General features: G+C 46.7%; 23 protein-coding genes, 1 pseudogene and 1 other annotated feature. Of the genes and pseudogenes, 1 reads left to right on the top strand and 23 read right to left on the bottom strand.

From position 1 onward, the window contains the following. Positions 1–8 precede the first annotated feature (8 nt). From rpmF to FC96_RS00715, 10 genes are all read right to left on the bottom strand, one after another. Positions 9–188, bottom strand: a complete 180-nt coding sequence (rpmF, locus tag FC96_RS00760; RefSeq protein ID WP_054660452.1) for a 50S ribosomal protein L32 — start codon at positions 186–188, stop codon at positions 9–11. 68 nt (positions 189–256) lie between these two features. Then, a complete protein-coding gene (locus tag FC96_RS00755) occupies positions 257–799 on the bottom strand; it encodes a DUF177 domain-containing protein (protein WP_056941646.1) in 543 nt (180 codons plus the stop codon). 74 nt (positions 800–873) lie between these two features. Continuing rightward, positions 874–2013: a nucleotidyltransferase gene (locus FC96_RS00750; protein WP_054660450.1), complete on the bottom strand. Its 1140-nt coding sequence runs from the start codon at positions 2011–2013 to the stop codon at positions 874–876. 5 nt (positions 2014–2018) lie between these two features. Beyond that, entirely contained in the window at positions 2019–2759 is a 741-nt protein-coding gene (locus tag FC96_RS00745) for a class I SAM-dependent DNA methyltransferase (RefSeq protein ID WP_056941645.1), read from the bottom strand. After that, positions 2756–3112: a ribosome silencing factor gene (rsfS, locus tag FC96_RS00740; RefSeq protein WP_056941644.1), complete on the bottom strand. Its 357-nt coding sequence runs from the start codon at positions 3110–3112 to the stop codon at positions 2756–2758. Before rsfS ends, FC96_RS00745 begins: the two co-directional genes overlap by 4 nt. Beyond that, positions 3105–3728, bottom strand: coding sequence for a bis(5'-nucleosyl)-tetraphosphatase (symmetrical) YqeK (gene yqeK / locus FC96_RS00735; RefSeq protein ID WP_056941643.1), 624 nt, complete (start codon positions 3726–3728; stop codon positions 3105–3107). Before yqeK ends, rsfS begins: the two co-directional genes overlap by 8 nt. Beyond that, positions 3721–4353 (bottom strand): nicotinate-nucleotide adenylyltransferase, encoded by a 633-nt coding sequence (locus tag FC96_RS00730; protein WP_056941642.1) that lies wholly within the window; start codon positions 4351–4353, stop codon positions 3721–3723. Before FC96_RS00730 ends, yqeK begins: the two co-directional genes overlap by 8 nt. A 20-nt stretch (positions 4354–4373) precedes the next feature. Then, the gene (gene yhbY, locus FC96_RS00725) at positions 4374–4685 is read right to left on the bottom strand and encodes a ribosome assembly RNA-binding protein YhbY (RefSeq protein ID WP_056941641.1); all 312 of its coding nucleotides are present in this window, start codon (positions 4683–4685) and stop codon (positions 4374–4376) included. 12 nt (positions 4686–4697) lie between these two features. Beyond that, on the bottom strand, positions 4698–5834 hold the full coding sequence (gene yqeH, locus FC96_RS00720) for a ribosome biogenesis GTPase YqeH (protein WP_056941640.1): 1137 nt from the start codon (positions 5832–5834) through the stop codon (positions 4698–4700). Further along, a complete protein-coding gene (locus FC96_RS00715; RefSeq protein WP_056941639.1) occupies positions 5815–6363 on the bottom strand; it encodes a YqeG family HAD IIIA-type phosphatase in 549 nt (182 codons plus the stop codon). Before FC96_RS00715 ends, yqeH begins: the two co-directional genes overlap by 20 nt. Before the next feature lie 147 nt (positions 6364–6510). Here FC96_RS00715 and FC96_RS00710 point away from each other — a divergent pair, with 147 nt between their 5' ends. Then, positions 6511–7437, top strand: coding sequence for an NADP-dependent oxidoreductase (locus FC96_RS00710; RefSeq protein WP_054660446.1), 927 nt, complete (start codon positions 6511–6513; stop codon positions 7435–7437). Between the two features lie 87 nt (positions 7438–7524). Here the strand turns inward: FC96_RS00710 and rplT are convergent, their stop codons facing one another. From rplT to FC96_RS00650, 13 genes and pseudogenes are all read right to left on the bottom strand, one after another. After that, positions 7525–7878: a 50S ribosomal protein L20 gene (rplT, locus tag FC96_RS00705; RefSeq protein ID WP_054660444.1), complete on the bottom strand. Its 354-nt coding sequence runs from the start codon at positions 7876–7878 to the stop codon at positions 7525–7527. 71 nt (positions 7879–7949) lie between these two features. Continuing rightward, positions 7950–8147 carry a 50S ribosomal protein L35 gene (gene rpmI, locus FC96_RS00700; protein ID WP_054660442.1) on the bottom strand — a complete coding sequence of 66 codons (198 nt, stop codon included), beginning with the start codon at positions 8145–8147 and terminating at the stop codon, positions 7950–7952. A gap of 31 nt (positions 8148–8178) precedes the next feature. Then, positions 8179–8700, bottom strand: coding sequence for a translation initiation factor IF-3 (gene infC, locus FC96_RS00695; protein WP_082593122.1), 522 nt, complete (start codon positions 8698–8700; stop codon positions 8179–8181). 43 nt (positions 8701–8743) lie between these two features. After that, positions 8744–8872, bottom strand: a sequence feature (ribosomal protein L20 leader region). A 109-nt stretch (positions 8873–8981) separates the two neighbouring features. Then, positions 8982–10922: a threonine--tRNA ligase gene (thrS, locus tag FC96_RS00690; protein WP_056941638.1), complete on the bottom strand. Its 1941-nt coding sequence runs from the start codon at positions 10920–10922 to the stop codon at positions 8982–8984. Between the two features lie 330 nt (positions 10923–11252). Then, positions 11253–12179: a primosomal protein DnaI gene (gene dnaI / locus FC96_RS00685; RefSeq protein WP_056941637.1), complete on the bottom strand. Its 927-nt coding sequence runs from the start codon at positions 12177–12179 to the stop codon at positions 11253–11255. After that, on the bottom strand, positions 12166–13554 hold the full coding sequence (locus FC96_RS00680; protein WP_056941636.1) for a replication initiation and membrane attachment family protein: 1389 nt from the start codon (positions 13552–13554) through the stop codon (positions 12166–12168). The genes dnaI and FC96_RS00680 overlap by 14 nt, the downstream gene beginning before the upstream one ends. 36 nt (positions 13555–13590) lie before the next feature. Continuing rightward, complete coding sequence (nrdR, locus tag FC96_RS00675) at positions 13591–14073, bottom strand: transcriptional regulator NrdR (protein ID WP_056941635.1); 483 nt, start codon at positions 14071–14073, stop codon at positions 13591–13593. Between the two features lie 16 nt (positions 14074–14089). Then, positions 14090–14707: a dephospho-CoA kinase gene (gene coaE / locus FC96_RS13150; RefSeq protein WP_235804702.1), complete on the bottom strand. Its 618-nt coding sequence runs from the start codon at positions 14705–14707 to the stop codon at positions 14090–14092. A gap of 24 nt (positions 14708–14731) precedes the next feature. Continuing rightward, positions 14732–15550, bottom strand: a pseudogene (gene mutM / locus FC96_RS13145) (DNA-formamidopyrimidine glycosylase); the annotation flags it as partial. A gap of 19 nt (positions 15551–15569) precedes the next feature. After that, positions 15570–18224 (bottom strand): DNA polymerase I, encoded by a 2655-nt coding sequence (polA, locus tag FC96_RS00665; RefSeq protein ID WP_056941634.1) that lies wholly within the window; start codon positions 18222–18224, stop codon positions 15570–15572. 97 nt (positions 18225–18321) lie between these two features. Then, positions 18322–19023 (bottom strand): Bax inhibitor-1/YccA family protein, encoded by a 702-nt coding sequence (locus tag FC96_RS00660; protein WP_056941633.1) that lies wholly within the window; start codon positions 19021–19023, stop codon positions 18322–18324. Positions 19024–19122: 99 nt separating this feature from the next. After that, positions 19123–20454 carry a UDP-N-acetylmuramate--L-alanine ligase gene (murC, locus tag FC96_RS00655; RefSeq protein WP_056941632.1) on the bottom strand — a complete coding sequence of 444 codons (1332 nt, stop codon included), beginning with the start codon at positions 20452–20454 and terminating at the stop codon, positions 19123–19125. Between the two features lie 92 nt (positions 20455–20546). Then, positions 20547–22985 (bottom strand): DNA translocase FtsK, encoded by a 2439-nt coding sequence (locus FC96_RS00650; protein WP_054660436.1) that lies wholly within the window; start codon positions 22983–22985, stop codon positions 20547–20549. Positions 22986–23047 lie beyond the last annotated feature (62 nt).

Here is a 23047-nt window from a genome sequence, read left to right as displayed (position 1 = left end):
TTATTGTGCTAGTTGTTCACTTGAACAACTTGACGGCCATCGTAGAAGCCGCAGTTTGGGCAAACCATGTGTGTCTTACGTAATTCACCACAGTTTGGGCAAGCACTCAAGTTAGGTGTGTTTAACTTGATGTGACCACGACGCATCCGCTTCTTGGTCTTTGAAGTTTTCCGTGCTGGTACAGCCAAAACCAACACCTCCTTTGTCCTTAAAATATATCCACTAGTGAAAATGTTTTTAGGGCCTTGCAACCGCCTTAGGATTGACTGTCTTTGTAGAAGTCCTTTAGCTTAGCAAGACGTGGATCAACTGATTGAGCGTCTGCCGATTCGTCACCTTCGCGGGTGACTTCCCAACCTTTACCTTTCGGCATTGTTTGAGCCTTTTGTTCCTCGGGAGACAAGACTTGCATCGGAATCTGCAATAATAAATTGTCAGCAACAGCGGTATCAAGATCAATAACACCATCTTCCGCAACAATCACCACGTCCGTGGCGTCGTATCGGTTTAAAGCTGCTTTACTATCAACATAAAACTCGGTGAAGTCAAAATCACAGGCCAATGTAACTGGCACTAGTGATCTGGTCGAAGGTACCGTTAAAGTAGCCTTCACTTTTGCATATAACAGCGCATCCCCACTAGATTCAACACTGATGAGACCACTGACAACAACGGGTGACAAGTCCAATACCTCGTCAGGAACCCGTTCGGTCAGCGTCTTTTTTAAATCCAAGGTCGTATCAAATTTTTGTGGTTCATGGCGGTTATTTTTGCGTAAATCGGATAGCGTAAATTCCACTTGAACATCCTCCTAATGCAACTCTATTAGTATACCGTCAGCCTTTTGGCTTGTCAAGGTAAATTCCTTGATAGTTATGGCTTTACAATGGGATGCCGGGTAAGGTCTTGATCAACCCCCGTTACCATCTGTCGTAGTCGCCCGACACGGTAGTCAAGCCAGTACGGTCCCGCCACCCATTCTGGTGTGACCTTTGTAATTAATGGTAATGGTGCCGTTTTCTTCAGCCGGTTTAACAATTGTTGACCGGCCCCGTTAAATCCTAGGATGCGAACATAATCCAAGATGCCTGGTAACTCATCGGTGTGAACCTGCCAAAGAACGCTGGTTGCCAAACGTTGGAGCCGCGAGTAAGTGTAGCGTTTTGTTTTGGCCAATTGAAGAAAATTGGCAAAGTCTGTCGCTTGTTCGGCAGCCCGTTGAAGTCGATACTCGATTCCTTCCGTCATCTGATAAACGGTCTCTAACTGCGCTAAGGAAGCGCTGAGTAACTGATATCGTAAAAACGGCCAATACGTCGTCCAAGTTACGGCAGGTGCGGCTTTTAAAGTCGATAACGTGGTCTCAGGCACTACCGCCGCTATCCGGTCAAAATCGCGATTCACCAGAAGCTTTCTAATCGCCGATCCACTGGCAACTGAGTGATTGGCAGATACCTCTGAATCCCGGTGATCGCTGCCCCGACGTTGAATGGGCAAGAGCGCCATCGGCCGTTTTAATTGTTGATTAGCAGCTGCATATGCAAACGCCAAGATATCGTTGGATGCTTCAAGGTTGATACCAGTTGTGGCCAACAAGTAGTCATGAAAGAGGGTCGGATAGGTTTCATTAAACTGCTTGAAATGCGCGCTTTCCTGAATCGGTTGGTTCGCCACCAATTGATCGAAATCCAGATCCGGATGTTCGGCACCGAACGCCACCACATCACAACCCAGCGTCGCCAAAATCTGAATGGCCCCTTTGGCAAATAGATGGGCTGGCTGAACAGCAAACTTCGCTGGTAACTCTACCACAAGATCAATCCCAGCAGAAAGTGCTAGCTCAGTTCGTTGCCACTTATCCAGCCAGGCGGGTTCGCCCCGCTGCATAAAATTACCGCTCATCACAACAATCACACAATCTGCCTGACTTTGTCGCTTAGCTTCAGCCAACTGATATAGGTGGCCGTTATGAAGTGGGTTATATTCTGCCACGATACCTAGCACTTTAGGCACTCGGATTACCTCCTCTTGCGACAACTAAAAAACCAGCGGGTCGTTGTCTTCTGGACAACTTGAGTACCAAATTCGGCGGTCACACTGACGTCCTCAAACCCGCTTTGTTTTAAACGTAGAAGATACGTCTCAACTGGATAGGTCCGCTCATGATGCGTCTCAACCACCCGGTCAAACGCCTCTTTTTGCTGGTTATAGGTAAAAAAAGTGAGATCGTGAATCACGCTGTGCGGCATCGTATCAGAGCTACTTTCCCACAAAAAAGCCTGATTCTCATCTTGATAATTATACATATAACCAGGATAGACCTCATCCGTTTGATAAGGTGAAATCACATCAAATAAAAATTGGCCACCGTCGTTTAAGTGTTGATAAACTTGCTCAAAAACGGTTTGCAGTGCCGCCTCATCGGTTAGATAACAAAGTGAGTCTGCAAAACAGGTGACCGTTTGAAACCGAGAGAGACCAGTCAAATCGCGCATATCCCCCTGAATCAAAGGAAGCGAAACACCAGCTTCTTGAGCATGCTGATCAGCTAGGCTCAGCATTTCTTCAGATAGGTCAAAACCGGTTACGGGGACCCCTGCCGACGCTAACATAACTGCTAACCGACCAGCCCCGCAAGCCAGTTCTAATAACGGTTGCTTGTGTTGCTCAATTTCAGTGGTTGCGTACGTGAGCCAGTCATCATAGAGATCACTATCAAACAAATCATCGTACAACTTGGCAAAGGTCTGATAGATCATGCTTCAACCCAGTCGCTCACGTCCACCATTGGCGCCTCAACCCATAGTTTTTCAAGGTTGTAGTAGCTCCGATCGTCTTTTTGGAAGACGTGTACCATCACGTCACCTAGATCAATCAGAACCCAACGCGCCGCACTGTACCCTTCAATTCGCTTAATTTCGATTCCAGCCGCCTCAACTGCCTCTTCTACACTGTCCGCGATTGCTTGAACTTGACGAGTGGAAGCAGCATCGACAATCATAAAGTAATCCGTAATCAAACTGACCTTCTCCATGTCAAGCGCAACAATATCTTCTCCCCGCTTGCTTTCTGCGGCTTTTACAGCAATTTCTAATATTTTTTTACTATCCATTTAAACTCTCCTTTGCGTCTTGGCCTGGAACCCAGGCGTTGTAAGTGTCAATTGTTTTGGGGTAAACCGGTTTGTTGTCAGCAATCAGATAAGCCAAGGTATGCTTGGTTTGAAAAGCCACTGCTGCGTGGAGATTATTAGTCATCAACGTCCGAGCTTGCTGGACGCCGTCAAAGTCCCGGGCTGGCTCAATGTAGTCTGCCATGTAAATCAGCTGGGCTAAAGGCGTCATGTACCGATTGCCAGTCGTGTGAAACCGGACAGCATCCAAAATGAGTTGATCGGTAATGCCCAATTCAGTTGCAATGAGTTCGGCCCCCACCACGCCATGCCAGATAGCGTTGCCCCAATTCTTCAAATCGGGATCAAGCTTATAGTCCGAGATTGCCTTTAAAAAATCAGCATCTGGTCGTTGTTTTGCATAGTCATGAACCAGACCAGCAATGGATGCTCGTTCCCGGTCCACGCCATAACGATCTGCGTATTGTAACGCTGTTTGCTCTACCCGCTTGACGTGCTCAAACCGGCTATCATTTAGCTGTTGACGCAACTTAGTCAACAAATCTTCCCGTGACCCGTCAAAGTAACGGGTCGAATAAACAACGGTATTAGTCACGATAAAGTCCTCGTTTCCTTATGAAATCTGCAACTGGATCTGCCACCAAATACCGAATGGACTGGCCTTGTCGAACCCGATTTCGAATCATTGTTGAACTAATATCCAAAACGGGGGCATCAACCCAAATCACCGGGTATGGCGTCTGAACAGGATACGCTGTTCGTTTCACACCCACAAACTGAACGAGTTTCACCAATTCATCAATTCGATACCACTTCGGTAAATAAGCCACCATGTCACCGCCAATAATGAAGTAATAATCAATTTCGGGATGACGCTGTTTCAAAGCCAACATCGTGTCGTAAGTATAACTCACGCCACCACGCTGAACCTCGGATAGCTCTATCCCAAAGTTCCGATTAGTCGCGATACTATCAGCAACCATCCGGACCCGATCCTCAGCTGCAATTGTCAGTTTATGATCCACATGGGGTGGTGTTGCATCTGGCATGAACAAAATTCGATCAAGTCCGAGCTGCGTGAGAACTTGATCAGCCATCACCAAATGACCGAGATGTGGCGGATTAAACGTCCCCCCCATAATTCCAATTCGCTTTTTACCGACTGTGGCCGCCAGCTGCTCGACGACTTTCGTGTCAGTTCGTTCAAGAACATTTACCATAACTGATTCCCCATTTTCAACTAGAGCTTGTTAACTTCAATCGACAATCGTTGATACTTCTCATCCTCAGCAGCCTGGTATAACACAAGCACTCGGCCAATTTTTTGAACGACCGCAATTGGCGTGTTCTCTTCAATGAAAGCTTGCACGTCATCTACCGCAACGTCGGCGCTTTGTTGTAAATTGATTTTAATCAACTCACGGTGTTGTAATGCCCCGTCAAGTTGGTTCAACCAGGTTTCATTCAACCCGTTTTTCCCAACTGAAAAAATTGGCCGCAAATGATGTGCTTGGGAACGTAAATAATGCTTTTGTTTTCCTGTTAATGTCAAATTAATATCTCCTTATATCATGGCTTTTCGAACGAGAACACCGACACCTTCAGGGGCGTAACCACGAACCGTGACCCCGGCAGGAACTGTAATCCAGCCTAATCCTTCGAAAACTAAATCGCTTTTTTCCGTGACCTTAAATTCGTGGGCAACCAGCTTAGGCAGCGTCACATCGTCACTTGAAGGTGGCGTCAACAAATCGCCAAGATGTTTTTCATAGAAAGCATCGGCATTGCTTAACTTCGTCCGGTGTAACGGTAACGTATTCTCCGTATAGACAGTGAACCCATGCTTTGCGCCAGCCACGTAATCAAATCGCGCCAGGCCACCCAAGAAAATCGTCTGATCGCTATTAAGTTGGTAGACCTTTGGCTTAATCTGTTTTTGTGGTGTTGCAATTCTGAGATCTTTACCCGAGAGAAAATGGGCCATTTGCGAATTATGAATGATCCCAGGTGTGTCAACTAATGAATGACCATCGTCTAATGGTATCTCGATACGATCCAACGTTGTCCCCGGGAAGCGAGACGTCGTAATCACATCTTTTTGCCCCGTCGTTTGGCGAATCACTTGATTAATCAACGTTGACTTTCCGACGTTAGTCACCCCAACGATATAAACATCGCGGTCTTCACGATACTTTTCAATCAAGTTCAAAAGTTGATCAACGGAGTGGTTCGTTTTTGCTGAAACGAGGGCCACATCAACGGGTCGGATACCCTGTTCGTTGGCCCGTTGACGTAACCAATCACGTAGCTTCGGCCGTTTTAAAGACCGCGGTAACAGGTCTTCTTTGTTGCCGACCAGCAATATCGGGTTGTCCCCCACAAACCGGTGCAGACCCGGAATCATTGAGCCATTGAAATCAAAAATATCAACCACATACACGATCAACGCGTCGGCATCTTTAATTTGGGTCAGTAACCGCAAAAAATCATCATCAGTCAATCCGACCGGCACAATTTCATTATAGTGCCGTAATCGGAAACACCGTTGACAATAGAGCTCACCACTCTCTAGACCCTTTTGTATTGCAGATTGCGGTGTGTACCCTGGTCCTTTGGGATCGGCAGTCTGAATCTGAGCCCCACAGCCAATACAAAATAGGGGTTCATCATTCACTAAAACTTCATTTTGTGTTTCGTTCATTAATGTTTATGTCCTTTCGGTAGGTCAGTTTCGGATACTTTTTGACTAAGGCGGTCATCACAAATTTCTCAAAAAAACGGTTAATCCGGGTGTTCCAAGCATCACTTGGTAAAATCGGTTTCACCAAAATACTTGCAATACCGCTATTATTAGCTGCCCAAATATCCGTTAGTAGCTGGTCACCGACCATCACTACTTCATCTTTAGTCACTTGATAGTCATGCATCGCCTTTTTAATGCCACGCGTTAACGGTTTTAATGCCCTTGAGACAAAGGGCAATTCAAGTTTTGAGACCGCTCGATCAACCCGGGTTTGCGAGTTGTTTGAGACCACAACAAGCGCGATGCCGGCGGCTTTCAGAGCCGCCATCCAGGTCCGGAGTTCTTGGGTTCCGTACGGATTATTCCAAGCAATCAACGTATTGTCCAAATCGGTCAACACTACTTTGATTCCTAATTCCTTTAGTTTCGTTGGCGAAATGTCGTAGGTGGCTTGAACCATCCACGTTGGCAAAAACTTGGCTAACATAACTTCTCCTTTACACGCTTCTGACAATTTATTATACGAGATTTTCTGCAATATTACTATCCGTTGACGTTATTGAAGCCGTTTTTATCCCCTAATCGGTCCATATCGCTTACAATAACAATAACCAATAAATTAGGAGGCAGTCTGATGAAAAGTTTTGGCTTTAATCAATTCGGGGGACCAGAGGTTTTTGAATCTTTAACACGACCAGATCCAGAACTCAAGCCCACTCAATACCTCGTTCAAACTCAAGCGGTTGGGGTCAACCCTTACGAACAAGCCATGAGAAAGGGCGAGACTCAAGCAGATCGACCGCAAACTTTCCCTATCGTCCCAGGGTCAGACGTTGTGGGAACCATCATCGCGGCAGGTGCAGAGGCCACGGAACTATCCATTGGTGATCGCGTGGTTGGTCGAGCAAGCTTACACGCCTACAGTGACCGGGTCGCTATCGGTCGAAAAGCCATAGCGAAACTACCAAGTCAAATTTCGTTGGAACAAGCGGCTGCCCTGCCGACTCCAGGAATCACCGCTTATGATCTGTTAAGCGAAACTGCAATGACGCAACATGATGAACTCACGATTCTGGGTGCCGCCGGCGTCGTTGGAAGTATATTAACACAACTCGCAGCCCCTCTCTTCAGTGCCGTTACAGCTGTTGCAAGTGATCCTCAAACCATCGTATCAGGACCGCATATCAACCGTTTCAGCTACTCCGATCTGCTTAACAACCCCGCCCCACAACCGCTCATTATTAATGCGGTTTCCGGTGGTCGTCATCAAGATGTTGTTCGGGCTCTGATGACGGAAACTGGCACGGTCATCAGCCTCAACTCAGTCGCTACCGACCTCGTTCATGACTTCCCCAAGGCAACGTTTATTTCATTTAACGACGCTGCTTACAAACAAAAGCAGCGCGCTTTTGCGGCTCTCATCCAGGCGATGGAACAAGGTCAATTAACAGTTCCAATTGCGGCAACTTTCCCTTTGACTTTGGCCGGCGTTAAAGCCAGTCATACGCTACTGGCGCAGCATCACAAACCTGGCAAAATCGTCCTGCTAGCAACTAACTAATAACGGGATCTGAACTTTAATTAATGCAATAAAATGGCTGGTGAACGATAAATTCACCAGCCATTTTTAGTCTCGCAATTCAGTTTCTTATAAAGCTTTCTTAGCTTCTTCAGCAAGTGCCTTAAAGGCATCAGCATCGTTAACAGCCAAGTCAGCAAGCATCTTACGGTTAACTTCAACGTTTGCTTGCTTCAAGCCAAACATCATCTTGCTGTAGCTCAAACCGTTGATCCGAGCAGCAGCGTTGATCCGTGCGATCCAAAGACGACGGAAGTTACGCTTGTTGGCCTTCCGGTCACGGTAAGCGTATTGAGCACTCTTCATCACTTGGCCCTTAGCAACCTTAAACAGACGGTGCTTTGAACCCCGGTAACCCTTGGCTAACTTAAGAACTTTCTTGTGTCGTGCGCGTGTAACTGTTCCACCTTTAACTCGTGGCATAATGAATTCCTCCTAATACTAACGACCAGACAATACCGATCGTGTCCAAATGTGACGCCAATAAATGGCGATTATTTTTGTAATAATTGACGGTACGTTGTCTTGATCGTGTTTGATTTCATCATAGAAGTCCCACGCAATTGACGACGTTGCTTCTTAGTCTTACCGTGGAAACGGTGACTTGTGTAAGCATTCGCACTCTTGATACCGCCTTTAGCAGTCACTTTGAAACGCTTGGCAGCAGCGCGGTTGGTCTTTTGTTTTGGCATAACGATGAATCCTCCTCAAATATATACTAACTTATTTGTCGGCCTTTGGAGCGAGCTGCAAGAACATGCTACGCCCTTCCATTTTTGGCCGTTGTTCGACTGTTGCAACTTCCTTTGTTGCATCAGCCATCCGGTTTAAGACTTCCCGACCAATATCCTTATGGGTAATGGCCCGACCCTTAAAGCGGATTGACACGCGGACTTTTTCACCTTTAGCCAAGAACTTCAAGGCGTTCTTCAACTTAGTGTTAAAGTCGTTGGTATCAATTGACGGACTTAAGCGAACTTCCTTGACGCTGACGACCTTTTGCTTCTTACGGGCTTCACGCTGCTTCTTTTGAAGTTCGAAGCGGTACTTCCCATAATCCATGATTCGAGCAACTGGTGGCTTTGCTTTTGCGGCAACCAGTACCAAATCAAGGTTTGCATCTTCAGCCATCTTGAGGGCATCTGCTTTACTCTTGATCCCTAATTGTTCACCATCAGCGGCAATCAATCGAACTTCACGAGCACGGATTCCTTCGTTAACAATCATATCGTTTGCTATGGTCATTCACCTCCGAGTGAGTATCAGCAAAACATTAAACGTAAGTCTCGTTGCAAAGAAAAAACGGGCGCTAAAGCACCCGTTAAATCCCCAACCACTCAACCGTGGTCGGTTTATTTACGTATCAGCCAGGCAACTTACGTCACAAGGCGAGAAGCGGGCGCTCCTACTTACATTTATCAACTCAACTAGTCTATCAATTAATACACTGCCTGTCAAGGGAATCAACTTCCCGAAACTCACAAATAAAAATTATAGGCCAGATTGAGTCATTTGTCGACCCTTTTTTAATCTTCGCGACTGTAATTGGCGATATCTTTCAGGATCTCATCAACAAAGGCTGAAGCGGCCATCGTTTCACTTTGTTGTTCACCGTACTTTCGAACGCTGACCGACTTGTCAGCCATTTCATGTTCCCCAACAACCAACGTGTATGGAATCTTGTGAGTTTGGGCATCACGAATCAAGTAATTCATTTTTTCGCCACGGTGATCAACCTCTACGCGAATTCCAGCAGCAGCCATTTCCTTCCGCAGGCTTTCTGCGTAGTCACCATATTTGTCATCACTCACTGGAATAATTGTAACTTGCTTAGGCGCTAACCAAGTTGGAAATGCCCCCTTGTAAATTTCAGTCAGGTAGGCGATGAACCGTTCCATCGTTCCCACGATCCCACGGTGAATCATCACTGGCCGGTGGTCTTCACCGTCGGCCCCAACGTAGTTCAAATCAAATCGGTCGGGCAACATGAAATCAAGTTGGATTGTTGACATCGTTTCATCGTTACCGAGGGCCGTCTTCGTTTGAATGTCTAACTTAGGACCGTAGAAAGCGGCTTCGCCTTCAGCTTCGTAGTAGTCCAATCCCAGATCATCCATGGCCCCCTTCAACATTGACTGGCTACGATTCCACATTTCGTCATCGTCAAAGTACTTTTCAGTGTTTTCAGGATCACGATAAGATAACCGGAAACTGTAGTCGGTGATGTTGAAATCCTTGTAAACGTCCATGATCAGCGTCAAGATCTTCTTGAATTCTTCTTGAACTTGGTCAAGGGTCACAAAAGTATGGCCGTCATTCAACGTCATTTCCCGAACCCGTTGTAGTCCAGATAAGGCACCAGATTTTTCGTAACGGTGCATCATACCAAGCTCAGCAATCCGAAGCGGTAATTCACGGTATGATCGAATATGGTGGTTGTAAATTTGAATGTGGCTTGGACAGTTCATTGGCCGTAACTCAAGCATTTCGCCGTCGCCCATGTCCATTGGTGGGAACATATCTTCACGATAATGCTCCCAGTGACCGGACGTCTTGTAAAGGTTAAGGTTAGCGAGAACTGGTGTATAAACGTGCTTATAGCCGTCGCCGACTTCCTTATCAATGACGTACCGTTCAATAGTTCGCCGAATTGTGGCCCCGTTTGGCATCCAATAAGGTAGCCCAGCCCCAACCTTAGGGTCAACGAAGAAGAGGTCCAGATCGTTCCCAATTACCCGGTGATCACGTTCGCGGGCTTCTTGACGAGCTTGCAAATCAGCATCTAAATCAGCTTGCTTGTAAAAGGCCGTCCCGTAAATACGTTGTAACATTGGATTGGATGACTTACCTTCAAAGTAGGCTCCAGCAACAGACAATAACTTGAAGAATTTCACAGCTCCAGCGTTGTCGAAGCTGACGCCTTCACTCAAGACCCGGATACCATTAACCGTGTAGAAATTAAAGACCGTAGCCTCGCTGTCTGCCACCATTTTGGCTTCGTAGGGGTTGCCGGCAACCGCTTTGGCAGCATCAGCTTGATTTAATTGTTCTAAGCTAATCTCAGCCTTTTGACTGATCATGGCGGAAACTCGGTCGCTAACTGCGGCGAGGTCATCCACACTAACTTGGCCATCAGACTTATCCGTGTCAACGTAAAAGCCGTCAGCATCGCCCTTTTCAGGACCAAATTGAATTTCTGGGAACGTTTCTTTTAATGCGGCCTTAACCAAAATAGCAACGGTTTGCCGTAATACCGTTAACCCATCTTCACCATCAGCTGTCACGATTTCGATGGCACCGTCATGCTTCAATGGCGCGTTTAAGTCAACTAATTGACCATCAAGTTTCCCAGCAACCGCCTTTTTTGCCAAACTAATGGCAATGGATCGGGCAACGTCTTTTGCAGTTGCCACTGCATCAAATTGTTTCTTGTTACCATCTGGAAATTGTAATGAAATTTCTGCCATTTTCCTACTCCTTTGGATAATCGTTTAAATGTGTGACCACAAAAAAATCCCGACATGCCTAAGCATGCCGGGACGTTAATTGCGCGGTTCCACCCGAAATTCGTCTGATTCAAACAGCGAACCAAACCTCAAAACTGATAACGGTCAGACCGGCGCAATATTTCCATCGCGCATTGATAGAAAGTGGTAATGAGTCATGGCTGACAATCAGCTTACAGAACAAGGCTGATCTCTCTTAGAAAGCGCCGAATCATCGTGTCTTTCACGCATTTAAAGTCTTAAATTATGATTACAAAACCCATTAAACCACTCTAGGAAAAATCCGTCAAGTTAATCCAGCCGCCGATTTTTGCCCACCATTGCAATTTCTGAAGCCAAAAAACGGATTCGTTGCATCAACCGCTTCGCTTTAAGCGGTTCTTCATCGCCCCGTTGTGTTATTTGTAAATGTTCTGTTTCCAATTGGTTCATTGAAAAATTTGATGAGAAAAAGGTCGGTAATTCCGACTGCATTCGGTATTCCAAAATAACGCCAAGCACTTCATCCCGAACCCAAGCCGACATTGAATCGGCTCCAATATCGTCCAGCATTAAAACGGGCGCCTTTTTAACCGTATCCAACTTCTCAGCCACGCGATTATCCCCAATGGCATTTTTCATATCGACCGCGAAACTTGGAAAATGGACAAGGGTTGTCTTGAACCCATTGGCCGCTAAATGATTCGCAATAGCACCAAGTAAATAGGTCTTCCCAACTCCAAAACTACCGTACAGGTACAGGCCCTTATGAAACCCCTTAGGATTAGATTCATAGGACTCGGTAAAGTCAGCAGCGGCGGCTAATGCAGCTAATCGTTGATCATCACGTGCGAAGTTGTCAAAATTAGCTTCTCGAATCATCTTCGGCATCATTACCGCATTCACGCGTTGGCGAACCGTTTGAGACCGCATTTTTTCTTGCTGTTCGGCCGTCGGCGAATAGGTCACATCTATCAAGTGGTCATTGATGATCAAAGCCGGCTGGTACCCTGGGGCAAAAACGGTTTTTCCCGCTGCAAGGCGATCCCGTGCATTGACGTACTCGTAGAGTTTAGCAGATGATCTGTCGATGGTTTCTTCTGAAAGGTCCGCTTGATGCTGTTCCAAAAATTCGCGAACGTCCGGGTCGTTATAAACCTGAGCCATCAACTTTTGGTAGTTATCGTTCAAGTGCTTTTTGTCCATCCAACGCTGCATTGACTCACTAATGTTTTCCATTGTCAACGTCGCCTCCGTTCTTTGCGTTTAACCGCTTGAGCTGTTCGGCCATCTTAGCGCGTTGCTCATCAGATAGTTTCGAACCAGTACCGTTTGTTGGCTGATAATCGTCCTTAGCCCACTCTGGCAGCGTTTCCTTAACTGTTCGCCGATTAGAAGATGCACTGCGCCGCGGTGTCTTTTTCGGACTGTTTTGCTTAGCTCGATACCGGTGAATCTCACGGATGGCTTCAGCTGCTGTCGTCACACCAGCCTGGGCCCAACCGTTCGCAACCGTATCGGCCAAACTTTGCGTCAGGGTTGCCTTTCCCATATCATTTAACAGATAAAACACTAAAATGTTTAAGACTGGATGGCCAAACACTTTCTGAGCGTCTAACCGTTCAACAATCCGCTGTTCATTTGCCGCAACAAAGCCGTGCTGTTCAGTTCGAATCGCCGTTAAGAAATCCATTGGTGATAGTCGGTTAGCCAGACTAACCAGCGACTTTTCGGGTTGACTTAGACCGGTCACCGTATCAGCCTTTGCACTCTGGGTTGTCGAGACTGGCGTTGCTTGAGACCTTGGAGCAGATCGATGGTCCGCAGCAATTTTTAGTTTTAGCTGCCGAGTGTCCACTTTATTCGTGGTTAGACTGGTTGCGTCCGTGATATAGCTCGCCATTTCCGTTTCAGTTAATCCATACAGCGCCACCTCGTTTAAAATCAGGTCGCGGTGGTGACTCAAGTCAGCCGCTTCAACGTACGATCGCTGTAAGATGGCAGTTAATAAGTCGAAATCAAAGCCATCATGATCGGGCGTGACGGTTGCTGGCGCACGACTAGTCTCAACGTCACCCATGCTGTTTTGAACTTCTTGAATAACTGCTGGTGGTGTGGCAATTAACCGGTTGTCCACTTTAAAGACGTTTAAAAATTGGTCAGTTGTTTCTTGAAATCCCGTATGATCCACGGGTTCTGGACGAAAAGCGAGGGCTAAGGCCTTAAACTGCTGTTCACCAACGATTTCAAGTAACAACAAGCTCAATAAGTTGTCGCTAAAAAAGAGACTGCTATTGACCGGTAGTTCTAACTGGTACAACCACTCAGGTAGTACCTGATCTCGGCGGTGAAAGGAGCGCAACAAGCCGACCGCCTCTAATCGCTTTCGAGCCGTCTCAAAGGTTGGCAGGTCAATGTTGAGAATCTGCAAAAAATGGTAATGTGGGACCTCGATGCGTTGGTGCGGTTGAAATTCAATTTCCCGCCAAAGGCTCGTCACCAAACTATACGCGCTAACGCCCAAAATGGGTTGATATAGCCGATCCAAAACCAATCGGTCCGACTCGGTTAACCGTGACTGGCTAGTCACCGCAACCGTCGTTTTAGGTGTCATTTGGTTGGAACCCTCCACCATGCTTTTTGCCTCACTTTAGTCTTGTTTGTTCGTTGATGACTTTTTATCCTTTTTCATAACATCTTGTAATTCTTCTAAAAACACACTCATATCTTTAAATTGCCGATAAACACTGGCAAATCGAATATAGGAAATCTCATCAATATCAGCGAGCCGTTTCATCACGTACTCCCCAATGAGCTGACTTGACACTTCATTTTCACCCAGTGACCGAATTTCGTTTTCGACTTCATCGACGATTTTAGTCATAACTGTCATCCCGACGGGTCGCTTTTCAGCAGAACGAATAATCCCGCGCAGAATTTTTTCTCGATTAAACTCCTCACGCGTCCCGTTCTTTTTAATAACGAGTAACGGGGTCACTTCGATTCGTTCAAATGTCGTGAACCGAAAGCCACAGTTCTCACATTCTCGACGTCGCCTAATGACTCGTCCCTCATCAGTTGGACGACTGTCAACGACCCGAGAGCCATTGTGGTGGCAGTGCGGACATTGCATATTTTAGCCTCACTTTTTACCCAGCCGAATCTTCGGCAGGTGTCTTGATAAATCCCATTTTATCCAACCATTCTACCACTTGAACCCGAGTCGTTTCAACAGAACCCGAATTATCAATGACCACATCTGCTTTTTCGATCTTATTTTGCAATGGCAACTGACTTTTGATCCGACTTTCAGCCTGATCCTCAGACAAGTCGTCTCGGGCCATTAACCTCTGTAACTGTTGAGCTGCGGATATTTTAACCACCATAATTTCGTTCGTCTTAGCGGCATACCCGGCCTCAAATAACGTTGGGGCGTCCAAGACAACCAGGTTTGCGTGCTTTCGCCGATACGTTGAGACCGCCGCCTTAATGGCCGCGCTGATTAACGGTCCAGTAATATCGGTCAGCCGCTTCAATTCATCAGCATCGTTGAAAACAATGTGGCCAAGCGCTTTTCGATTAAGTTTCCCCGCTTCAAAAACACGGTCTCCAAAGGCTTCCCACACCTGATCAACACCATCGCTTCCAGGCGCTAGCACCGAATGGGCGATGGCATCCGCATCAATCACCGGGATATCAAATTCCCGAAAAACTGCGCTCACCGTTGACTTTCCGGTTGCAATTCCCCCGGTTAACCCTAAAATCATGGTTTGCTTCACGTGTTTGTGGTACTTCTGGCAAGCTGGACAAAATGCGGTTCCCCGCTGGGCCACCTTTGTTTTCTCAATCGGCGTCCCGCACCGCTGACAGGCCAGGCCCTTCCGACCGTATACCCGGAGGTGATTTTGAAATTCGCCAGCTTCACCAAAAGCCGTTGAAAATGAGTGGACCGTGGTTCCATGGCCCAAAATGGCCATATTCAATTCTTTAATAATATTTTCTCGAAGCTGACGAATCTGAAAGTCAGGCAGTGTATTCACTTCTTGTAACGGATGAATTCGCGACATCCACAACGTTTCATCAACGTAAATGTTGCCCAAACCCGCAATATTGCTTTGATCGAGCAAAAACGGCTTGATAGCCTTTTTACTCTTTTGAAACCGTTGTTTCATATAGTCAAACGTCAACGTTGCTTCCGTAGGTTCGGGTCCCATGGTTGCCAAGCCCGGCAAGGTAGTCTCCTTGCCGGTGGCCATTAACCGCATGCGACCAAATTTTCGCGTATCCGTGTACCGAAGCTCCCGCCCATCCGTCAGGGTAAAAACCACGTGAGTATGCTTAGTTACCGGTGAGCCTGCGGGCTGAACATCGTACTTTCCCTCCATCCGAAGGTGGGACACCATCGTGAGATCACCATTAAACCGGAACAGTAAGTACTTCCCACGCCGGTCAATTTTTTCAATGGTCTTGCCTGTCAAATCGGCCACAAACGTGGCTGCTTCCGGCGACACCATTTTGGGATACAAAACCGTCACTGATTGAATAGTGGCCCCACCAACCAACCGAGTCAGGCCTCGCCGAACCGTTTCAACCTCTGGTAGTTCAGGCATTTTCTCTCCCCCGTCCGTTTTATTTTGCGTCGTACCAAGTATCACCAAAATGGCTTTCAACCTTAAGAGGAATTTCCAGCTTAACAGCCGAATCCATCACACTTGGCACGAGTTTTTCTAGTTGTGCAATCTCGGCTGCTGGTGCTTCAAAAATCAGTTCATCATGAACCTGCAACAGCATGTTAGCCTGCAAGTCTTTAATGGCATCTGCCATCTTAATCATCGCAATTTTAATAATATCAGCAGCACTTCCCTGAATCGGCGTATTCATCGCCGTCCGTTCAGCAAACGAACGCTGATTAAAGTTTCGCGAATTAATGTCAGGAAGGTATCGGCGCCGATGAGCAATCGTTTCAACATAGCCCTTATCATGGGCACTCTTCACGATGTCGTCCATATATTGTTTAACGCCAGGGAATTCCTCAAAATACGTATCAATGAACTGTCTAGCCTGTTTTCTCGAAATCCCAATGTTTTGAGACAGGCCATAGTCGCTGATTCCGTAAACAATCCCAAAGTTAACAGCTTTGGCCTGACGCCGGATATTCGGCGTCACAACGTCGTCTGGGTCCATTCGGAAAATCCGACGCGCCGTGCTAGCGTGAATATCTTCCCCTTCGATAAACGCTTCTTGAAGGTTATGATCATGGGTAATATGAGCCAAAACCCGGAGTTCAATCTGGGAATAATCGGATGAAAAGATCTGCCAACCCTCATGACTTGGAACAAACGCCTGTCGAATACGGCGACCTTCCTCAGTCCGAATCGGAATATTTTGTAAATTTGGATCAACAGACGATAATCGACCGGTTTGCGTTAACGTTTGGAGATAACGGGTATGCACCTTTTGGTCCTTGGTGTGAACCACTTTTAAAAGTCCTTCCACATAAGTCGACTGAATTTTTGAAATCTGACGATAGCGCAAGATATTTTCAACAATCGGTGCTTCAGCAGCTAATTTTTCTAAAACGTCCACCGAAGTTGAGTACCCCGTTTTGGTCTTTTTAATTGGGGTCAAGCCCATCGTCCCAAATAAAATGTCACTCAGCTGTTTAGGTGACCCAATGTTAAACTCAGTGCCCGCTTCTTGATAAATGGTTTGTTCAATCTGGGCCAATAATTCTGTGAACTGACTTTGCATATTCGATAATCGGTCAACGTCCACTTTAATACCGGCAATTTCCATGTGCGCTAATACATTGGCAATCGGTAGCTCCAAGTCACGGTAAAGATTGGACTGTTCGTTTTCTTCTAACTGTTTGAAAAGCGGGGCTGCCAGCGTTTCGATTGCAATGCCTTTGCGTGTTAAATGGTCAAATAACAGTTGGTCATCACTTGGGATTGCCCGTTTTGCACCTTTTCCATACACTTCTTCGTCACTTTGGACTTGATGATCACCATGCTGAGCCGCTAGGGCCCCCAAATCATTACTATTTTCATTGGTATCGAGCAGGTAGGACGCCAATAAAAGATCAAAGTCCACGTTGTTCAACTGTACGCCCAAGCGGTTGAGGCCAACGTAGGTTCGCTTAGCATCGAAAACGTTTTTCTTAATTTCTTGCCCCTCAAGAATCGCCTTTAGCGGTGCTTGAGAGAGTAGTGAAACGTCACGAGAGACAAACCAGTGCCCTTTTTGCCCAATGACAAAGCCGGCAAATGGTGACGTATGATAGTTGGCTTCAGGCATCTCCAAGTAAAAGCTAACTTCACCCGTTAATCCCTCAAGTTGCGACAGATTATCGGCTGTCAGCACCGTACAGTCGACGGGGTCAAGCTGTAACATATCGCCACCGTCCTCACTGCTCATTTTTTTAAGAAACGACTGAAAGTTCATTTTTTGGTAAAACGCCACGAGGTCGTCACGATTCATCCCATTAAAGGTTAGGTCATCTAACGATAAATCGACGGGTGCATCACGCCGAATAGTGGCTAAGTCGCGAGCTCGAAACGCCTGATCCTTATCTTCAATGAGGTGTTCTTTCATTTTTTTAGCCGTAATCGTCGCTAAATTCTCATAAACCCCGTCAATGGTGCCATACTTTTGAATCAGCGAAACCGCCGTCTTGGGCCCAATACCAGTAACGCCAGGGTAATTATCTGAAGTGTCGCCTTGAAGTCCTTTAATTTCAATAATTTGGCTGGGTTTAACGCCCAGTTTTTCCTCAACGTGAGCCGGCGTATACGTCTCAACGTCGCTGACTCCTTTCCGTGATACGGCAACATTAGTGTAATCACTCGTTAATTGGGTTAAGTCTCGATCACCAGTAAAAATTGTTGTTGCCCAGTCCTGCTGATCGGCCATTTTAGCCATCGTCCCAATAATGTCATCCGCCTCAAAGTTGGCCAGCTCATACGTCCTAAGCCCGCGGGCTGCTAAAAGATCGCGCAAAAAGGGCATTTGTTCTGACAGTTCCGGCGGTGTCTTGGCGCGGCCGCCCTTATAATCACCGTATTTTTCCGTCCGAAACGTGGTTTTCCCCGCGTCAAACGCAACTAACGCATGGGTAGGATTAACTTCTTTGAGCATGGTATCCAGCATTGTGTTAAATCCGTATATGGCATTGGTGTGCAGCCCGTCCGGATTGGTAAATCGATTGAGCGAATTGTAAAGTGCGTAAAATGCCCGAAAGGCCACACTGTTTCCGTCTATTAATAATAATCGTTTTTCTGCCATGGTGAACCCCTTTTTCCTGAAATCGTTACTCCCAGTTTAACAAATCTTGAGCCGAATAAAAAACGACTTTCAATAAGAAAGTCGTTTTAATAAATCCTTAGTCCCGGTTACCAAAGCCGCCAAAGATCTGTAGAAAGAAAACAAAAAGGTTAACGAAATCAAGGTAGAGCTGCATGGCCCCAATAACGGCCAAACCGGTCACAGAAACTTGACCACCTGATTGGTTGTATAATGTTTTCATTTTCTGACTGTCGGACGCCGTCAGTGCTGTAAAAATAATAATCCCGATGAAACTAAACACATAGGCAATTAACTGGCTTTGTAAAAAGAGATTGATCAGCATCGCAATGACTAACGCAATTAAAGCAGCGATTGCTTGGTTGCCAACCCCGGTCAAATCTCGTTTGGTGAAGGTCCCAAAAAGGGCCATGACAACAAACACTGAAGCACTTGAAACAAATGCCGAAGTGATCGTTGCGCCGCTGTAAATCATGGCGTACATCGAGAAGATGCCACCCGTTAAAGCCGCGTAAGCCATTAGCAGGATAAAACTCAGGGTCGGCCGTTTAATTGCTTGAAAATTAATGACGATTGGAATAACGAACCACACGATTAATGGTAATAATCGCGAGCCACCCAAGAAGACTTGTTGGAGGCTTGGCTGCGTCAAGACATAGAAGGCTGAAAGGGCCGAAACTAACACGGCCAAAGCCATCCAACCATACATCCGGGTTAAAAAGCCATTTAATCCAGAGACGTCGTTTACCACACGTCGTGGTTGTTGTTCAAAATTGTTCATTTAGGTCCCTCCAAATTTTCGAACGCCTGTTTTTCAGGTTAATGACAGTCTATCAAAACAATTAGAAAAAGCAATTAAAGCTGCTTATCCTCTGACATCTTAATTATCTTTTAAGGAAAGATGACTCAAAAGGTCTTCGTAGGCATGCTCATACTTTTGGATGTCCCCAGCCCCCATGAAGACCACGACGGCATCATGGTAATCCAACAGTGGTGACATGTTCTCCACGGTTAGAATCTCGCCACCCTTACTAATTTTGGCGGCTAAATCCTCACTGCTGACCTGACCATTCTGCTCACGAGCGGAACTAAAAATGTCAGTCAGGTACACTTTATCGGCATTATCAAGGGCTTCTGCAATATCACCCATCAACGCAATCACACGTGAGAACGTGTGCGGTTGAAAGACCGCAATCACTTGTTTATCTGGGTACTTCTGACGGGCGGCATCCAACGTTGCGCGAATTTCTGATGGGTGGTGGGCGTAGTCATCAATGATGGTCATATCCGCCATTTTCCGTTCTGCAAACCGGCGCTTAACCCCTTTAAAAGTCTCGAGTTCTTTTTTAATTTCGTCCAAATCCACGTCTTCAAAGTAGGCCACTGCAATGACGGCAAGGCTGTTCAACACATTGTGCTTACCAAACAGCGGAACGTGGTAGTTCCCCAGATATTCTTCTCGGTAATAGACGTCAAACTGTGACCCCTTAGTGGTTCGCTTGATGTTTTTGGCTTGGAAGTCATCTTCTTCACCGGTCCCATAATAGTAGATCGGCACGTCAGTTTTTAAATGGCGCAAATGCACATCATCACCCCAGGCAAAAATCCCTTTTTTAACCTGACTCGCAAATGTTTCAAACGCGGTCGTGACGTCATCGATATCGTGATAATAGTCCGGGTGATCAAAGTCAATATTGGTCATAATGGCATAATCTGGGCTGGTTGCTAAAAAATGCCGACGATATTCATCCGCTTCGTAGACAAAGAAACGGGCATTAGGGGTCCCCTTCCCCGTTCCATCACCAATTAGGTAACTAGTCGGCGCGATGCCCGACAAAACGTGGGATAGCAGGCCTGTCGTACTGGTTTTCCCATGCGCCCCTGCTACCCCAATACTGGTGTAGCCCTTAATCAGTTCCCCGAGAAATTCATGGTAGCGGTAAAACGGCAAGCCCAACTCATGGGCCTTTTTAATTTCTGGATGATCATCCGTAAATGAGTTACCCGCAATAATGGTCTGGCCGGCTTTAATATTTTCTGGATCAAATGGATGAACCGTAATCCCAGCTTGCTCAAGGCCGCGCTGGGTAAACGTGTACTGAGTGATGTCTGATCCTTCAACCTTCATCCCCTTATCGTGTAAGATCAGAGCCAGCGAACTCATGCCTGATCCTTTGATGCCAATAAAGTAGTACGTCGTATCCTTATCCATTGAAATCCTCTTTCTCATCGATCACCATAAAGTGACAGTTAATTTATTATTTATATCCTTTTTTATTGTAGCACAAAGCCAGGCTAATTTAGCTAGTCAGTCCGAGGTGCCCGCATTTCAGCCAGCTGTTTAGGCGTTAAAAAGACGTCGCGCGGCTTGGACCCATTTTGTCCTGAAATGTACGTTTTGCTTTCAAGTGTATCAATCAGATTGGCGGCACGGTTGTACCCAATCGAAAAGACCCGTTGTAGTTTTGATGTTGAAACCGTACTTTCATTAACAATGTAGTCGAGCACTTCAGGCATCAACTCATCTTGGTTTTGAGCGACCTGCTCCGTTTTCAATAGTCCATCTGGGTCAAATGCATAGTGCGGTTCGCCCTGGGTTCTAACAAAATCAGTCACTCGGTCAACCTCATCTTCCACAAACGTCCCTTGCAACCGCATGGCTTGGGCGGCACCGTTTCCAAGGTACAACATATCGCCCTTCCCTAGCAGCCGCTCGGCCCCAGCAGAATCTAGGATCGTTCGTGAATCGATTTGAGATGACACCATAAAAGCGACCCGGGTTGGAATGTTATTTTTGATGACCCCGGTTACAATATCGACGCTTGGTCGTTGCGTAGCCACCAGCAAATGAATCCCCGCTGCTCGCGCCTTTTGGGTGATTCTGACAATGTAATCTTGAACTTCACTGGAAGCTGTCATCATCAAGTCCGCCAATTCATCAATCACAATGACAATGTATGGCATCTTTAACCCATAGGACTCCGTTAATTCAGCGCGGTCGTTAAACTGCTCGATATTGCGAACGCCACCAGCGGCCAGTCGTTCGTAGCGTTCATCCATTTCGTTAACCGCCCATTTTAACGCTGCAGCAGCCGCCTTTGGATCTGAGATCACCGGCGATAACAAGTGCGGCAACCCATCGTATGGTGCAAGCTCGACGGCTTTTGGATCAATCAGGATCAATTGCAGTTCGGCCGGCGTCGCCTTATAAAGCAACGATAACAGGAGGCTGTTAATAAACACAGACTTTCCCGACCCCGTCGCCCCGGCAATCAAACCATGTGGCATTTTCCGCAAATCCGTGACTTGTGGCTGACCAAATAAATCAACCCCTAATGCGACCGTCAGCGGTGAAGCACTGTTTTTAAAGGCTTCAGATTGCACAACTTCTGAGAGCATAACGGGGCGCGTTTTTAAGTTTGGAATTTCAATTCCAACCGTCGTTCGTCCCGGAATTGGGGCCTCAATTCGGATGTCCTTGGCAGCTAAAGCAAGCTTCAAGTCATCCGTCAGGTTAGTGATTTTATTGACCTTCACTCCCAGCGCTAGGCTAACTTGGAACTGGGTGACAGTTGGCCCAACCGTCCAATCCACGACGTGCGCATCAACGTGAAAGGCCTGGAGCGTTTCATCCAAAACCTCACCCTGGTGTTCGATCCACTCGTCCATTGCGCTTTCGTCTTGGTGCACAGGTGGGTTCAACAAACTAGGATCTGGATATTGGTAGCCTGCCACGTTAACGCCAGACACAACTGGCTTAGGCGCTAACGGCTTATCTTGAAAAAGTGCCAAATCGCTCTGTTTGGTGCTGTTTTGTTCTTCATTCAAAATATCGCCCAGCGAATGCCCCAAACCGTGCGAAACAGCGCTTCTGGACGGAGTAGTTGGCTGAGACATCTGAACTGATTCAACGGCTGGCGCATCAACCGGCTCAACTGGTGTCAAATTCTCTGTCGGCGTCGCGGCATTTTGAGACACGGGTGCCTGACTCACGGCCGGCACAACGATTGCTTCATTTGGTTGGTTAGAGGTCATCGTAGCCGATTCTGACGGTTGGTGTTCATTAGCTTCTCGGGTTTGACTTTCATCAATCGGATTAGTGACATGGTCGCTGCGTTGAGCAGTCTTTTTGGCATGCTTAGCTAACGCCCGCGCCTTTAACCGATCAATGGCGGCCTGTTTCTTAGCTGCAATTTCACGATCATCAAGTTTTGACTGACTGGCCTTTGGGGCGGTTGATTGAGCAACCGGGTTAGCCGTCGCTGATTCTGACGCAACCTCTGTCGCCATCGAAGGTGTGGCGACCGTCTCAGAGGTCTCAGACAGCCCAAACTTAGCCGTGGCCGGCGGTAACTGATCATATAACGTCGGCGTTCCCTGCTGGTCGGTCGAAAACACCAAGACTTGCTCGTCTGGTTTTTCAAACTGTTGTTTTAACTTTTCAAAATCAACCCTTGGCTGGACCCGTTGGCGTCTTGGTAACTGCTTAGGTACCGTGGTTAAGCGAAACGGTGCATTGCTTTCCCATTTCACCGGATTACCAACACTTTCCAGTGGGATTGAAGCTTTACCGGTTGTTGCTTCCTTAATTTGAACTGGTTGTCGTCGGATTGGCTCTAACGACTGACTATCCGCGGGTGTTGACCGTCGGGTTCGAGGCTTTTGAGATCTAGCCTGACGTGGTGCTTTTTGATCAGGGTTGGAATACCTCCGAAAGAAGGCAGGGCCATCATAGTGTTTCATATCACTCATCCATTCAAATAATATCTAATTCATAAATCCGAAAAAACGTCCAACTCCTATTT

Source organism: Secundilactobacillus kimchicus JCM 15530 (assembly GCF_001433995.1).
In the GTDB taxonomy this organism is placed as follows: domain Bacteria; phylum Bacillota; class Bacilli; order Lactobacillales; family Lactobacillaceae; genus Secundilactobacillus; species Secundilactobacillus kimchicus.
This window is presented reverse-complemented; position numbering and strand designations above follow the sequence as displayed.

Excerpts from the sequence above, each read along its gene's own strand:
- FC96_RS00745 (WP_056941645.1), bottom strand. The coding sequence starts at position 2,759 with ATGATCTATCAGACCTTTGCCAAGTTGTACGATGATTTGTTTGATAGT.
- rsfS (WP_056941644.1), bottom strand. The coding sequence starts at position 3,112 with ATGGATAGTAAAAAAATATTAGAAATTGCTGTAAAAGCCGCAGAAAGC.
- FC96_RS00730 (WP_056941642.1), bottom strand. The coding sequence starts at position 4,353 with ATGGTAAATGTTCTTGAACGAACTGACACGAAAGTCGTCGAGCAGCTG.
- yqeH (WP_056941640.1), bottom strand. The coding sequence starts at position 5,834 with ATGAACGAAACACAAAATGAAGTTTTAGTGAATGATGAACCCCTATTT.
- FC96_RS00715 (WP_056941639.1), bottom strand. The coding sequence starts at position 6,363 with ATGTTAGCCAAGTTTTTGCCAACGTGGATGGTTCAAGCCACCTACGAC.
- FC96_RS00710 (WP_054660446.1), top strand. The coding sequence starts at position 6,511 with ATGAAAAGTTTTGGCTTTAATCAATTCGGGGGACCAGAGGTTTTTGAA.
- rplT (WP_054660444.1), bottom strand. The coding sequence starts at position 7,878 with ATGCCACGAGTTAAAGGTGGAACAGTTACACGCGCACGACACAAGAAA.
- rpmI (WP_054660442.1), bottom strand. The coding sequence starts at position 8,147 with ATGCCAAAACAAAAGACCAACCGCGCTGCTGCCAAGCGTTTCAAAGTG.
- infC (WP_082593122.1), bottom strand. The coding sequence starts at position 8,700 with ATGACCATAGCAAACGATATGATTGTTAACGAAGGAATCCGTGCTCGT.
- thrS (WP_056941638.1), bottom strand. The coding sequence starts at position 10,922 with ATGGCAGAAATTTCATTACAATTTCCAGATGGTAACAAGAAACAATTT.
- dnaI (WP_056941637.1), bottom strand. The coding sequence starts at position 12,179 with ATGGAAAACATTAGTGAGTCAATGCAGCGTTGGATGGACAAAAAGCAC.
- FC96_RS00680 (WP_056941636.1), bottom strand. The coding sequence starts at position 13,554 with ATGACACCTAAAACGACGGTTGCGGTGACTAGCCAGTCACGGTTAACC.
- nrdR (WP_056941635.1), bottom strand. The coding sequence starts at position 14,073 with ATGCAATGTCCGCACTGCCACCACAATGGCTCTCGGGTCGTTGACAGT.
- coaE (WP_235804702.1), bottom strand. The coding sequence starts at position 14,707 with ATGATTTTAGGGTTAACCGGGGGAATTGCAACCGGAAAGTCAACGGTG.
- polA (WP_056941634.1), bottom strand. The coding sequence starts at position 18,224 with ATGGCAGAAAAACGATTATTATTAATAGACGGAAACAGTGTGGCCTTT.
- FC96_RS00660 (WP_056941633.1), bottom strand. The coding sequence starts at position 19,023 with ATGAACAATTTTGAACAACAACCACGACGTGTGGTAAACGACGTCTCT.
- murC (WP_056941632.1), bottom strand. The coding sequence starts at position 20,454 with ATGGATAAGGATACGACGTACTACTTTATTGGCATCAAAGGATCAGGC.
- FC96_RS00650 (WP_054660436.1), bottom strand. The coding sequence starts at position 22,985 with ATGAAACACTATGATGGCCCTGCCTTCTTTCGGAGGTATTCCAACCCT.